The following is a 13,602-nucleotide window of genomic DNA, read 5'->3' on the forward strand; positions in this document are numbered from 1 at the left end:
GTAAGCTGTTCGATATTTCAGTGCCGGGTTAATAGGATGACGCCCATGTCGAGCCATTTCATCTCTGTCGTCTGCGCAGCGGTCTTGGCCTGTCCGCTCGGGGTCAGCGCCGCCGTCACCGATCCGCCAGCGGCCATGCCATCAGCTTGGGTAGGGCAACGCCAGGAGGCGGTCAGCGCGCCGGTTAAAGGGCTGACACCGGATCAGATCTATCATATCTTGGCTGCGGAGGTGGCAGCGCGTCGTGGTCAGATGGGTCAGGCAGCGCAGCATTATCTCCAGGCCGCTGAACTGACCAGATCGCCGGCGCTTGCTGAGCTGGCGGTGCGGGCCGGTATCAATGCCGATGAGGATGCCACGGCGGGGCGCGCCATGTTGCTGTGGTTGCAGCTCGCGCCCAATGCGCCTGAGGCCCAACAATTGGCGGCCTTATTGCGGGTTCGCGCCCGCGATCGCGAAGGCGCGCTGATTCATCTCCAGCGTCTCGTTGAACTCGCTGGTGGCAGCGGCGAGATCCCCTTTGCCAAGGTGGTCGCCGTTCTCAGCTGGGTGCCAGATGCGGACGAACGGTTGGCGCTCATGTCATCCCTAGCCGAGCGTTTTCCCCATGATCCAGATGCCCAGCAAACCCTGGCGATGCTGGCTGCCAGTCTATCGCGCTATGAAGTCGCTGAGGCAGCCGCTTGGCGCGCCTTGGCGCTTCGTCCCGATTGGAATGTCCCACGTTTGTTTCTGGTGCGTCTGCGTCTGAATCAGGGCGAGCGCGCCCAGGCGCGTGCCTTGCTTGATGAGTTCATCGCCGCTACGCCCAACGATCAGTCGCTGAAGCTGCTCTATGGCCAGTTGCTGGTCGATGAGCGCGATTTTGCCCAGGCACGCGCGGTCTTTGAGGAGATCCTGCGCGCGCAACCCCATGCGCCCGATGTCCTTTTTGCCCTCGGTATCCTATCGCTCCAGTTAGAGGATCTTGCTGCGGCCAATCGTTATTTCACTGACCTGCATGCCACCGGTCAGCGTCAAGACGAAGCTGCCTTTTATCTGGGGCAGACCGCCGAGCGTGCCCAGGACCTCAGCGGCGCCCTCGGCTGGTATGCCAGGGTCAATGGGGCGTATGCCGATGATGCCCGCATCCGCATGGCCTTTCTGCGCGCCAAACGGGGCGAGATCGCGCAGGCGCGCGAGATCCTGCAACAACTGCGCGATCAGTCGCCGGACGATGCCGTCTCCTTGTTCCTGGCTGAGGCCGAAATCCTCGATGAGATGGGACATGCGGACGAGGCGCGTGCGGTGTATGAAGAGGCGCTTGCCGCCTTTCCTGACAATGAGCGCCTGCTCTATGCGCGCGGCCTGCTGGCGATGAAACGTGGCCAGCTTGAGCTTGGCGAGGCCGATCTACGCCGGATCATCGCTGCCAATCCCGATCATGCCGATGCCCTGAATGCCCTGGGCTACACCCTTGCGGATCACAATCAGCGTCTGGATGAGGCCCTGACCCTCATCGAACGGGCGCACGCGCTCAAGCCGGATGAGCCGGCGATCCTGGATAGTCTAGGCTGGGTCCATTATCGGCTCGGCAACCTTGACCGCGCCTTGCAGTATCTGGAACGCGCCAATACCCAGATCGAGGATGGCGAGATCGCAGCCCATCTCGGCGAGGTACTCTGGGCCCTGGGGCGGCGCGCCGACGCCTGGGCGGTATGGGACAAGGCCAGCGCCAAATATCCAGATCATGCCTATCTTAAGTCAACTATCAATCGTCATCGCCTATCACAGACCGACGTCCAGCCCTTGCCTACCGAGGTTCAGCAATGACCGATACACATCATCCACTCCTGAAGGAGCGCGATCCCGCAGATGCTTGGCCCGCACCCGCTAAGCTCAATCTGATGTTGCGCATCCTGGGGCGGCGGCCGGATGGCTATCACAATCTCCAGACGGTGTTTCAGTTTATCGATCGCTGCGACTGGCTTTGGTTTTCTGTCCGCCCCGATGGGCAAATACACCGGCTCAATCTTGTCCCTGGGGTCGCCGAGTCTGAGGATCTGACGGTGCGTGCCGCGCATGCCTTGAAACAGGCAACTGGCTGCCCTTTGGGGGTGGACATCTATTGCGACAAACAGCTGCCGCTGGGCGGCGGTCTCGGCGGCGGGAGCTCGGATGCGGCCACTACCTTGGTTGCCCTCAATCAGCTCTGGGGCACCGGAGTGGATGAAGACGGCCTGGCCCGCATCGGATTGACGCTGGGGGCCGATGTGCCGATCTTTGTCCGTGGACGGGCGGCCTGGGGCGAGGGCGTTGGTGAGATCCTCGAGCCTGTCGATCTACCTCAGCCCTGGTATCTCGTGTTGGTTCCCGCTTGCTCGGTAGCGACAGGGGCGGTTTTCCAACATCCTGAATTGACACGCGACTCGAAACCCATCACAATACTTGAATTTCTAAGTGGGGATGCACGGAATGACTGCCTACCGGTTGTTCGGCGCTGTTATCCCGAGGTGGCGGCGGCGCTCGACTGGCTCTCTGCTTGGGGAGAAGGGCGGTTAACGGGCACAGGTGCCTGCGTGTTTGCGGTCTTTGCCGACCTCGAGCACGCTATAGATGCCTTGAGACAGGCGCCTCCCGCTGTGAGCGGCTTCGTGGCAAGGGGTCTCAATCGCTCGCCCTTGCTCGACCGCAGCATAAATGTCCGATCGGGGACAATTGCTGTCCCCTAAATCAATTTGATCCCTTGGGGTGTCGCCAAGCGGTAAGGCACCGGGTTTTGATCCCGGCATTCCCAGGTTCGAATCCTGGCACCCCAGCCATCATCCCAACCGATCCCGCATTCGCGCAGACAGGAATCCGCCCGTGCCTGCAAGCCAACTCATGGTCTTCTCCGGAAATGCCAATCCGGCATTGTCGGCTGAGATCGCTGGCCATCTGAATCTATCGCTCGGCAAGGCCGTTGTTGGTCAATTCAGCGATGGCGAGGTGATGACCGAGATCCAGGAAAATGTCCGCGGTCGCGATGTGTTCGTGGTCCAGCCGACCTGCGCGCCGACCAACGACAACCTGATGGAACTCCTAGTGATGATCGATGCCCTGCGCTGGGCCTCGGCCAAGCGCATCACCGCTGTGGTGCCCTATTTCGGCTATGCCCGCCAGGACCGCCGTCCCCGTTCGGCGCGGGTGCCGATTACAGCGCGTCTAGTGGCCAAGATGATCGGCGAGGCCGGCGCCGATCGGGTGCTGACGGTCGATCTGCATGCCGATCAGATCCAGGGTTTTTTTGACATCCCGGTCGATAACGTCTATGCCTCGCCGATCCTGCTCGGAGACATCTGGCGCCAGCGCTATGAAAACCTGATCGTGGTCTCGCCCGATGTGGGCGGGGTGGTGCGCGCCCGGGCCCTGGCCAAGCGGCTCGACGATGCCGATCTTGCCATCATCGACAAGCGCCGCCCGCGGGCCAATGAGGCCCAAGTCATGAACATCATCGGCGATGTCAAGGGGCGTTCCTGTGTCCTGGTCGATGACTTGGTCGATACCGCAGGCACCCTCTGCCGCGCTGCCGAGGCGCTCAAGGATCATGGCGCACGGCGGGTGGTCGCCTATTGCACCCATCCCGTACTCTCGGGCCCGGCAGTGGACAATATCGCCAATTCGGTGCTGGATGAGCTGGTCGTGACCAACACCATCCCCTTGAATGACCAGGCGCGCGCCTGTTCCAAGATCCGGCAATTGAGCATCGGCGAGCTGCTCGCCGAGACCATGCGCCGGATCTCAAACGAGGAGTCGGTCAGCTCGCTCTTCGTCGATTAGCAGGTCCGCTGTGATCTGCGCAACATCCACCTGGACCCTGGTCGCGGGGCCCAGGTGTGTTTTATTTAACCCGATCAGGAGAAGCACTCCATGACCATCAGCTTTGAAGTCAATGCCCAGCCGCGCATCGCCGCAGGAAAGGGTGCGAGCCGCCGCCTGCGGCGCGCGGGCCTGGTGCCGGCCATCGTCTATGGCGGTCACCGCGAGCCCCAGATGGTGAGCCTGTCGCACAATGAATTACTCCGACATCTGGAGCAAGAGGCGTTTTATTCCCATATCCTAGATCTGAAGATCGGCGACGAGGTGACCAAGGTGGTGCTCAAAGACCTCCAGCGCCACCCCGCCAAGCCCTTTATCCTCCATCTGGACTTCATGCGTATCTCGCAGGACGAGAAGATCCGCATGACCGTGCCCCTGCATTTCATCAACGAGGACAAATGCAAGGGGATCAAGATGGGCGGGCAGGCATTTCATCTGATCACCGAGATCGAGGTGATCTGCCTGCCCAAAGACCTGCCTGAATTCATCGCCATCGATATGACGGATCTCGAGGTCGGTTCGATCCTGCATCTCTCCGAGATCAAGCTGCCTGAAGGTGTCGCTCTGGCGCATGCCCCCGATCCGGACGAACCCGTAGTCACGATCCATGGACCACGCGGTAGCACCGAGGAAGGGGAGGGCGCCGCCTAAGAGGGGCGAGTGTCTGATGGGACGGCTCCTAAGCCGTCCCCAATTGCCATTCAGCGCAATCATCTTGCCTGCTGCGCGGATACGTCATGACCCAGGCCGCCATCCAATTGATCGTCGGGCTCGGCAACCCGGGCGCCCAGTATGCCGGAACGCGGCATAATGTCGGCTTCTGGTGGGTCGATGCGCTTGCCGCTGCCCAGGGTGCCGTCTTCCGTCCCGAATCTAGGTTCTTTGGCGAGCTCACCCAGGTCCTGATCGCCGACCAGGAGATCCGTCTGCTCAAACCCACCACCTATATGAACCGCAGTGGCCAGTCGGTGGCAGCAGTAGCGCGCTATTTCGCGATCCCCACCGAGCAGATCCTCATCGCCCACGATGAGCTCGATCTGCCGGTGGGGACCGTACGCCTGAAACGCGGCGGGGGGCACGCTGGGCACAACGGGCTGCGGGATACGATCGCAACCCTCGGCTCGCCTGAGTTCTTGCGTCTGCGCATCGGGATCGCCCATCCAGGAGACAAGACCCTGGTCACCTGCTATGTCTTAGGCCGACCTTCTCGCGAGGATGAAAGCAGGATTCGCGGCGCGCTCGATGATGCAACCGCCCTTCTGCCCGAGCTGATCGCTGGCAGGATCGATCTGGCGATGAACCGGCTGCACGGCTCTCGGTAGTGACAGGGCGTGCAGCCTTGCCTGATTTGACAGCCTCCCTGCCCTGAAGGGCAAGGCCTATCGCGCATTGGGTCAGAAGCGTATCCCGATGCTGAGCTCAAACTCCCACTGGTCCATGGCGATGTTGATCGAATTCTCGCCGCCTGAGAAGGGGAGCGAGCAGCCACAGTCGAGATCGATCTGCGGCGCATACATGGCCGCGAGGCTCAGTTCGGTCTGCTTGTTCAATGCCTTGGTCAGGCCCAGGGTGAAATGATGTTCGATGACGGCAGGGGCAATGACATTGAATAGCACGCCGTTCGAAGGCACCGGCTGTTTACCATAGCTATAGCCTGCGCGGAGGGTCAGGTCAGGGCGCATCGCCCACTGGGCGCCGAACTTATAGACCGTCATATCGTCCCAGCCGAAGCCGACCCCGCGGCTGCCGCCGAGGCAATAGGCCGTATAGCCCTGCATGCAGAGCATGATGTTTTTCGTCATCTCATTGCCGAGCGCCTTGACCTCGCTATACCAGATGTGTTGGATGTCAAAGGCCAGGGTAAGATCGGCGCGGGGCTGAAAGGCGATACCGAGATTCAGGAATGCTGGTGCATCCAGGTTGCCTTTGTCAGCAAAGAGGTCTGCGTAGTCGTCAAAGCGAGCGAAATCGACCTGGGTTTGATAGGCCGCGCTGAGCGCGAGCTGTTCGGAGGGACGCCAGAGGAGACCGACCTGGGCCCCCCAGCCAAAGACACTGTCGCGCCCGCGGTTGGAGAGATGATCGGCAACGCCATCCGCTGCCAGATCGCCGAGCGCTGACAGCCCCTTCGCCTTGAAGCTCTGATTGGCCAGGATGAAGCCGGCACCGACCGATAGATCCTCCCGCAGCTTGCGCGAATAGTTGAGATTGATCCCGACCTGTCTGAGATCCACGCCCGTCGAGGCATCCGGCGGTGTGCTTTGGGCGCCGCCATAGGTCCCCAGATGTAGGGTTGTATCCTTGGAGCGATAGGTCGTGTTCATCCCGCCGTTGCCATAGACGACAACGCCGAAGGCGCTGACCGCATCCAGCGGGCGGCTATAGGCAAGGTGGGGGATCAGAAAGAGCTCGTTGTCGCTCTCCACCGTCCCCCGAAAGTCGGGGCCGCTCCCGATGGGGATCGGCGGGGTACCTGGGATCTGCGATTCGCTGGCGCGCTGGGTATATTCGCGATGCGGTGAAAACAGGGCCATGCCCAGATCCAGGCGCTGCTCGCCAAGCCACACCCCACCGGCCACGTTCGAGGCCGAGATCATGGCATCCTGCGGTAGAGCTGAGCCGGCGCCCGCCATGCCCTTGCTCTTGGTCCCAAAGCCATGCGACATATAGCCGTTGGTGGCCTGAGCCCCATTGGGCAGAATCGAGATAAGGCCAAGAGCCGTGGCTGCGATGAGATGTGGCTGAAGACGCATGCTTCCCCCTTGGTCAATGGTCGGTTGTTGTGGTGCGCTCGATAGGCAGAATCGATGGCGATCAATCTACCACACGCCCAAACAGATTTGCACGAACCGATTGACAAAAATCAACCAAGGGGGATCAGGATCGACTCAGGCAGGGATCAGGGGTGTCCGCCCGATCGAGATATAGGTCAATCCTGCAGCGCGGGCCTGGTCGCCGTCGAGGATGTTGCGCCCGTCGAAGATGACTGGATGGCGCAGGCGCGCGCGGATCGCTGTAAAGTCGGGGCTGCGGAACTCCGACCACTCGGTGACCAAGACCAGGGCATCGGCCCTATCGAGGACAGAAAGCGCATCGCGAGCAAATTGTAGATCGGCCCGCTCGCCATAGATCCGCTGGGCCTCCTTTATTGCGACCGGGTCATAGGCCTGCACTCGCGCCCCGGCCTCCCACAGGCATTCCATCAGGACGCGGCTAGAGGCCTCGCGCATGTCATCGGTGTTGGGTTTAAAGGCCAGGCCCCAGAGGGCGATGGTCCGACCGGCGAGATCGCCGCCGAAATAGTCGCGGATCTTCTGAAACAGAACACGCTTTTGCCGGAGGTTCACCGCTTCCACTGCCTGCAAGAGCTCGGCAGTGTAGCCTAGGGCATTCGCCGTGCGCTCGAGCGCTCGCACATCCTTGGGGAAGCAAGAACCGCCATAGCCGCACCCTGGATAGATAAACTGATAGCCGATGCGCGGGTCAGAGCCTATGCCGATGCGTACCTTCTCGATATCGGCGCCGACGGCCTCGGCGATGTTAGAGAGCTCGTTCATGAAGCTGATCTTGGTCGCCAACATGGCATTGGCGGCATATTTGGTCAGCTCGGCTGAGCGGACGTCCATCACGAAAAACCGTTGATGGTTGCGATTGAATGGGGCATAGAGCGCGCGTAAAAGCTCGGCGGTGCGCGGGTTGTCGGTGCCGACAATGATCCGATCGGGGCGCATAAAATCCTCGATCGCCGCGCCTTCTTTCAGAAACTCAGGATTCGAGACGACATCGAACTCGATCTTTTGCCCGCGGCGCTCTAAGACCTCGCGCACGGTCGCCGCCACCCGATCCGCTGTCCCCACGGGTACGGTCGATTTATCGACCAGGATGCGATATTCGTTCATGTGTTCGGCGATGGTACGCGCCACTGCTAGGACATATTGCAGGTCGGCTGAGCCATCTTCATCGGGTGGTGTGCCGACCGCGATGAACTGGAACAACCCATGCTCGACCCCGGCCTTGGCGTCGGTCGAAAAACGCAGCCGCCCGGCCGCGCGATTGGCATGGATCATTTCCTCGAGGCCAGGCTCGTAGATTGGAACCCCGCCGTTGTTGAGGAGCTCGATCTTGTCAGGATCGATGTCGATGCACAGGACGCGATTGCCGACCTCGGCCAAACAGGTCCCAGTGACCAGACCCACATAGCCAGTGCCAAAGATTGTGACATCCATAAGGGTGTGATCGGGCTTATCTAGAGATTTAAACCTTAAAGCAATTTATGTTAGCAGTCTAAGGTTCGGGTCTGTGTGACGAGTCGATGTCAGCGCCTGCCCGCGGTTGCGGGAGGGGTTGGAGATGCGGCAAGGGAAGCCTAATGGCCCCATTGACGCCCCTGGCTTGAATGCTTAGAATGCATCGCTCATTTGGAGGGGTTCCCGAGCGGTCAAAGGGATCAGACTGTAAATCTGACGGCTCAGCCTTCGGAGGTTCGAATCCTCCCCCCTCCACCAGCAAAAATTGAAGATGCGTGGTGCAGCTTGGTGCATCGCGGGTGTAGTTCAATGGCAGAACCTCAGCCTTCCAAGCTGATGGTGTGGGTTCGATTCCCATCACCCGCTCCACGTTTAGCGTGGCGAGTTTAGGCCCATGTAGCTCAGTCGGTAGAGCACACCCTTGGTAAGGGTGAGGTCACCGGTTCAATCCCGGTCATGGGCTCCAGTGTTTAGGCAAAATCCTTTTTTAAGGTGCGTTAAGACGCTCATCGATTTGTCGCGTGCGGGGTATCGTTCATGTCCAAAGAGAAGTTTCAACGGGTGAAGCCCCATGTCAATGTGGGGACGATTGGTCATGTAGATCATGGCAAGACCACGCTGACGGCGGCGATTACCACGCATCAGGCGAAGAAGTTTGGTGGGGAGGCGAGGTCGTACGATCAGATTGACAGTGCGCCGGAGGAGCGTGCGCGTGGGATCACGATTGCGACGGCGCATGTCGAATATGAGACGGCGAAGCGACACTATGCGCATGTAGACTGTCCTGGTCATGCGGACTATGTGAAGAACATGATCACGGGTGCGGCGCAGATGGATGGTGCGATTTTGGTGGTGAGTGCGGCGGATGGACCGATGCCGCAGACGCGTGAGCATATTTTGTTGGCGCGTCAGGTGGGGGTGCCGTACATCGTGGTGTATTTGAACAAGGCGGACATGGTGGATGATGCGGAGCTTCTGGAGCTGGTAGAGATGGAGGTCCGCGAATTGTTGTCGAGTTATGACTTTCCGGGGGATGAGACGCCGATTATTGTGGGGTCGGCGAAGTTGGCGCTGGAAGGGGTGGACAGTGAGTTAGGGACGCAATCGATAGATCGGTTGATGGAGGCGCTGGACAGTTATATTCCGGAGCCGGAGCGGGCGATTGATGGGCCGTTTTTGATGCCGATTGAGGATGTTTTTTCCATTTCGGGACGTGGGACGGTGGTCACGGGGCGCGTTGAGCGTGGGGTGATCAAGGTGGGAGATGAGGTGGCGATTGTGGGGCTGCGGCCCACGGCGAAGACCACCTGTACAGGTGTGGAGATGTTTAGGAAGCTGTTGGACCAGGGGCAGGCGGGGGACAATATTGGGGTCTTGCTGCGTGGGACCAAGCGGGAGGAGGTGGAGCGTGGTCAGGTGTTGGCCAAGCCGGGGACGATCACGCCGCACACCCATTTTGAGGCGGAGGTATATGTGCTGAGCAAGGAGGAAGGTGGGCGGCACACGCCATTTTTCAATGGGTATCGGCCGCAGTTTTATTTTCGGACCACGGATGTGACTGGGGCGGTGGAGCTTCCGGCTGGGGTAGAGATGGTGATGCCAGGGGACAATGTGCGGCTGACGGTCAAGCTGATTGCGCCGATTGCGATGGAAGAAGGGTTGCGCTTTGCTGTGCGCGAAGGCGGACGCACCGTCGGCGCAGGGGTCGTTTCTAAGATCATCGAGTGATCGATGAATAGTTGGCAATAGTTGGCTCTGGCCTGAGTCGTTCTTCGGGCCAGCCTTTCGATCAAAAGGCCAGTAGCTCAATTGGCAGAGCAGCGGTCTCCAAAACCGCAGGTTGGGGGTTCGAGTCCCTCCTGGCCTGCCATTTAAAAGATTGCTGTCGAGACTGATCTTAGAGTCTCGGCGGTATTTATTTGTTTTAGGTTGATCGTGGAATCCTTTTTGGCTGGCTGTTTAGGTATAGGGTCCCTTGGATCTCTGTCGTCCTATCTGAAGGTTGGCGCTTGTCTTTGGGCGCCGCAACAGTCAATACGCAAGGCTGCACGCTGACTATGAGTTCACACGCAGAAGATCGTGCGCCAGGCTTGGATCAACTCAAGCTGGTAGGGGCAGTATTGCTGCTGATTGTCGGGATAGTGGCCTTTTATCTGTTCCCCGGCATCTCGCTTCTGATTCGAGTGCCTGTCTTGTTGGTGATTGGCGGCGTGGCAGCATTTATCGTTCTTCAGACTGACCCTGGTCGTCGGTTATGGCAGTTCATGGCCGATGTGCGCATGGAGGTGCGTAAGGTTGTTTGGCCTACGCGTCAGGAAACCCTGCAAACGACCCTGGTTGTGGTATCTATGGTGCTGATCCTGGGCATCGTTTTGTGGCTGTTCGATCTGATCCTCATGTCGATTCTGCGTTTCTTGACCCATCAGGGGGGCTGATCGTGGCCAAGCGTTGGTATGTGATCCACGCCTATTCGGGCTTCGAGGCTCAGGTCAAGCGTTCGCTGGAAGAACGCATTCGGCGTGCTGGTCTGGGGCATTTGTTTGGGACGATCTTGGTGCCCACGGAGGAGGTCGTCGAGATGCGTGCAGGCCAGCAACGCAAAAGTGAACGTAAGTTCTTTCCTGGATATGTCTTGGTTCAGATGGAGATGAACGACGAGACCTGGCATCTGGTCAAGAGCGTGCCCAAAGTCATGGGTTTTATCGGTGGTACGACAGATCGCCCGGTTCCTATTCCTGATTTCCAGGCTGAGGCCATCCTGCAGCGTCTCCAGGAAGGCAGCGAAAAGCCTCGGCCTAAGGTGCTCTATGAGGCCGGCGAAGCGGTGCGGGTCATCGATGGACCATTTGCCGATTTCAATGGTGTCGTAGAAGAAGTGGACTACGACAAGAGTCGTATCAAGGTCTCGGTCGCCATCTTTGGGCGCTCAACGCCCGTGGAGCTCGAGTTTTCCCAGGTCGAAAAGCTTTAGGAGACAATCGTCCTTGCTGAGGCAAGGGGTAGCGTTGATCATCGCTCTTCTTGCGCTCGTTGTGACCCAAGCGCGTTTTTTTTGCGTGACTCAAGAGACTTCATGGCCTAAAAAAGGTCATATGGTCCTTGAGCCCTTTTTCGTCAAGGGGAGCCAGTCAGTTGCGCTGGCGTTTGAACCCATTCGGAGAGTTCAGCGATGGCAAAAAAGATCACAGCCTACGTCAAATTACAGGTCAAGGCAGGGGAAGCTAATCCCAGCCCGCCCGTCGGCCCAGCTCTGGGTCAACATGGCGTCAATATCATGGAGTTCTGCAAGGCATTCAATGCTCGGACGCAGGATATGGAAAAGGGGCTGCCCATTCCGGTGGTGATCACGGTCTATTCGGATCGCAGCTTTACCTTTATCACCAAGACGCCGCCGGCCTCGGTGTTGCTTAAAAAGGCTGCGGGGATTACCAGCGGTAGCGCCAAGCCCAATACCAACAAGGTAGGTACGGTGAACCGCGCGCAGCTTGAACAGATCGCTGCGATGAAGATGCCGGACCTCAACGCAGCGACACCGGAAGCGGCTGTGCGCACCATCGCGGGCACGGCACGTTCCATGGGTCTGAATGTCGAGGGGGTGTGAGATGGCGCGTTTGAGCAAGCGTCTGCGTGCGATCCGCGAGCGCGTGGAGCCCGGCAAGCTCTATCCCGCTGAGGAGGCCTTTACCCTGCTGAAAGAGCTCTCCCGGGTCAGGTTCACCGAAAGCGTCGATGTCGCGGTCAATCTAGGGGTGGACCCGCGCAAATCCGATCAGGTGGTGCGCGGTTCAACCGTTCTGCCCCATGGGATCGGCAAGACGGTCCGGGTCGCGGTCTTTGCTCAGGGTGCTGCTGCGGATGCCGCACGCGAGGCGGGTGCCGATCGGGTCGGTTTCGAGGACCTGGCGGAAGAGATGAAGGCCGGACAGATCGACTACGACGTGGTCATTGCCTCACCGGATGCCATGCGGATCGTCGGTCAGTTGGGTAAGGTCCTGGGTCCCAGGGGCCTCATGCCCAACCCCAAGGTTGGGACTGTGACGCCAGATGTCGCCGAGGCGATGCGCAATGCTAAGGCCGGCCAGGTGCGTTATCGCACCGACAAGGCGGGCATCATCCACTGCCCGATCGGCAAGGTCGATTTCGCGCCCGAAAAGTTGCGCGAAAATCTTGAGTCCTTGCTCTCAAGCCTGATGAAGGCCAAGCCGGCGGCAGCTAAGGGCGTTTATATGAAAAAGGTCACAGTCTCTAGCACCATGGGGCCGGGTCTGGCGGTCGATCATTCGGCCCTGAAGTTCTAAGCTATTTCTTTACGGTCTCGGGCCTCCCTGGAGACCGTCAAAGACCGCGGGTGTCTCAAGGCGCACCAGGGATGGGGCGCGTCTGGACTTAATGCCGCAAGCGCCCGCGCAGACGGTGCTCCCGAGTCAGATCGTATGCTGATGAAGGCGCACAAATCCGGTGGGCGGCGCGCCGAGGGAGCAGGCGTTCCAAGCACCACCCGGTTTGACCGGGTTTCAACATCACTGAAGAGGTGACGACAGTGGCGCTGAGTTTCGCACAAAAAGAAGCAATCGTCGCTGAAGTCGCGGAAGTTGCGAAAAAGGCCTATTCGGCGATCGGGGCCGAGTATCGGGGCTTGACCGTTGAGCAGTTGACCAGGCTACGTGTGGAAGCGCGTAAGGCCGGAGTCTATGTGCGCGTGGTCAAGAATACCCTCGCTCGCCGCGCCTTAGAAGGGACGGATTTTACCTGCATGCAGGAGGGGCTCAAGGGCCCCATGATCCTCGCCTTCTCCCAGAACGATCCAGGATCGGTGGCGCGGGTGTTGGAGTCCTTCGCCAAGGAACATGACAAGTTCCAGGTGCGGCTCATTGCCCTGGGCGGGCGTTTGCTGCCCCCCTCCGAGATCGGCGCGCTGGCCAAGATGCCGACCTATGACCAGGCGATCAGCCTGCTCATGGCGACCATGAAGGCACCGATCCAGAAGCTCACCGCAACGCTCAATGAGGTATCGGGCAAATTGGTCCGGACCCTTGCCGCGATTCGCGATGCCAAAGAGGCCGCCTGACCGCAGCCTTTACCCATCAGCAATCCGATCAAAACTTTCACCTTTTAGGAGTCACCCATGGCCGTCTCGAAAGACGAGATCCTCGATGCGATTAGCAATATGACCGTCCTTGAGGTCGTTGATCTCATTAAGGCGATGGAAGAGCGCTTCGGCGTCACCGCCGCTGCTGCTGTGGTGGCCGCAGGCCCAGCACCAGGCGCTGCCGTCGAAGCTGCTCCCGTTGAAGAGCAGACCGAGTTCAATGTCGTTCTGACCTCTTTCGGCGCCAACAAGGTGGCCGTGATCAAGGCCGTGCGCGCGATCACCGGTCTGGGCCTGAAGGAGGCCAAGGATGCCGTCGAGGGTGTGCCGACCGTATTGAAGGAAGGTGTGTCCAAGGCCGAGGCCGAGGCGGCGAAGAAGGAGCTCGAAGAGGCCGGCGCGACTGTCGAGATTAAATGATAGGGCGCT

The 13,602-nt window shown here is 59.6% G+C and carries 14 protein-coding genes and 5 tRNA genes; 17 read left to right on the plus strand and 2 right to left on the minus strand.

Features of this window, described 5'->3' with window-relative positions; translation table 11 throughout:
• Positions 1-45: 45 nt before the first annotated feature.
• The 6 genes from GWK36_RS03370 (at position 46) to pth (ending at position 5,159) form a co-directional block, all read left to right on the plus strand.
• Positions 46-1,812, plus strand: coding sequence for a tetratricopeptide repeat protein (locus GWK36_RS03370; RefSeq protein ID WP_246237654.1), 1,767 nt, complete (start codon positions 46-48; stop codon positions 1,810-1,812).
• Positions 1,809-2,711, plus strand: a complete 903-nt coding sequence (gene ispE, locus GWK36_RS03375) for a 4-(cytidine 5'-diphospho)-2-C-methyl-D-erythritol kinase (RefSeq protein WP_166269956.1) — start codon at positions 1,809-1,811, stop codon at positions 2,709-2,711. The genes GWK36_RS03370 and ispE overlap by 4 nt, the downstream gene beginning before the upstream one ends.
• Positions 2,712-2,726: 15 nt before the next feature.
• Positions 2,727-2,801 (plus strand) — tRNA-Gln (locus GWK36_RS03380).
• 43 nt (positions 2,802-2,844) lie between these two features.
• Positions 2,845-3,798: a ribose-phosphate diphosphokinase gene (locus GWK36_RS03385; protein WP_166269957.1), complete on the plus strand. Its 954-nt coding sequence runs from the start codon at positions 2,845-2,847 to the stop codon at positions 3,796-3,798.
• 90 nt (positions 3,799-3,888) lie between these two features.
• On the plus strand, positions 3,889-4,488 hold the full coding sequence (locus tag GWK36_RS03390; RefSeq protein WP_166269958.1) for a 50S ribosomal protein L25/general stress protein Ctc: 600 nt from the start codon (positions 3,889-3,891) through the stop codon (positions 4,486-4,488).
• 86 nt (positions 4,489-4,574) lie between these two features.
• A complete protein-coding gene (pth, locus tag GWK36_RS03395) occupies positions 4,575-5,159 on the plus strand; it encodes an aminoacyl-tRNA hydrolase (protein ID WP_166269959.1) in 585 nt (194 codons plus the stop codon).
• Positions 5,160-5,231: 72 nt separating this feature from the next.
• On the opposite strand, the gene GWK36_RS03400 is transcribed toward pth, so the two are convergent.
• Positions 5,232-6,590 (minus strand): OmpP1/FadL family transporter, encoded by a 1,359-nt coding sequence (locus tag GWK36_RS03400; RefSeq protein ID WP_166269960.1) that lies wholly within the window; start codon positions 6,588-6,590, stop codon positions 5,232-5,234.
• 135 nt (positions 6,591-6,725) lie between these two features.
• The gene (locus GWK36_RS03405) at positions 6,726-8,063 is read right to left on the minus strand and encodes a UDP-glucose dehydrogenase family protein (protein ID WP_166269961.1); all 1,338 of its coding nucleotides are present in this window, start codon (positions 8,061-8,063) and stop codon (positions 6,726-6,728) included.
• Between the two features lie 194 nt (positions 8,064-8,257).
• On the opposite strand from GWK36_RS03405, the gene GWK36_RS03410 reads away from it, so the two are divergent.
• From GWK36_RS03410 to rplL, 11 genes are all read left to right on the plus strand, one after another.
• Positions 8,258-8,342 (plus strand) — tRNA-Tyr (locus tag GWK36_RS03410).
• Positions 8,343-8,379: 37 nt separating this feature from the next.
• A tRNA-Gly gene (locus GWK36_RS03415) sits at positions 8,380-8,453 on the plus strand.
• A 21-nt stretch (positions 8,454-8,474) separates the two neighbouring features.
• Positions 8,475-8,550: transfer RNA gene (locus tag GWK36_RS03420), tRNA-Thr, on the plus strand.
• Between the two features lie 71 nt (positions 8,551-8,621).
• Positions 8,622-9,812 (plus strand): elongation factor Tu, encoded by a 1,191-nt coding sequence (gene tuf, locus GWK36_RS03425; RefSeq protein ID WP_166269962.1) that lies wholly within the window; start codon positions 8,622-8,624, stop codon positions 9,810-9,812.
• Between the two features lie 66 nt (positions 9,813-9,878).
• A tRNA-Trp gene (locus GWK36_RS03430) sits at positions 9,879-9,954 on the plus strand.
• Between the two features lie 187 nt (positions 9,955-10,141).
• Positions 10,142-10,519 (plus strand): preprotein translocase subunit SecE, encoded by a 378-nt coding sequence (gene secE / locus GWK36_RS03435; RefSeq protein WP_166272418.1) that lies wholly within the window; start codon positions 10,142-10,144, stop codon positions 10,517-10,519.
• A 2-nt stretch (positions 10,520-10,521) separates the two neighbouring features.
• Positions 10,522-11,055, plus strand: coding sequence for a transcription termination/antitermination protein NusG (nusG, locus tag GWK36_RS03440; RefSeq protein WP_166269963.1), 534 nt, complete (start codon positions 10,522-10,524; stop codon positions 11,053-11,055).
• A gap of 198 nt (positions 11,056-11,253) precedes the next feature.
• The gene (rplK, locus tag GWK36_RS03445) at positions 11,254-11,685 is read left to right on the plus strand and encodes a 50S ribosomal protein L11 (protein ID WP_166269964.1); all 432 of its coding nucleotides are present in this window, start codon (positions 11,254-11,256) and stop codon (positions 11,683-11,685) included.
• Between the two features lies 1 nt (position 11,686).
• Entirely contained in the window at positions 11,687-12,382 is a 696-nt protein-coding gene (rplA, locus tag GWK36_RS03450) for a 50S ribosomal protein L1 (RefSeq protein WP_166269965.1), read from the plus strand.
• A 242-nt stretch (positions 12,383-12,624) separates the two neighbouring features.
• Positions 12,625-13,152 (plus strand): 50S ribosomal protein L10, encoded by a 528-nt coding sequence (rplJ, locus tag GWK36_RS03455; protein WP_166269966.1) that lies wholly within the window; start codon positions 12,625-12,627, stop codon positions 13,150-13,152.
• A gap of 57 nt (positions 13,153-13,209) precedes the next feature.
• On the plus strand, positions 13,210-13,593 hold the full coding sequence (gene rplL / locus GWK36_RS03460) for a 50S ribosomal protein L7/L12 (RefSeq protein ID WP_166269967.1): 384 nt from the start codon (positions 13,210-13,212) through the stop codon (positions 13,591-13,593).
• Positions 13,594-13,602 lie beyond the last annotated feature (9 nt).

The organism is Caldichromatium japonicum, assembly GCF_011290485.1.
In the GTDB taxonomy this organism is placed as follows: Bacteria; Pseudomonadota; Gammaproteobacteria; order Chromatiales; family Chromatiaceae; genus Thermochromatium; species Thermochromatium japonicum.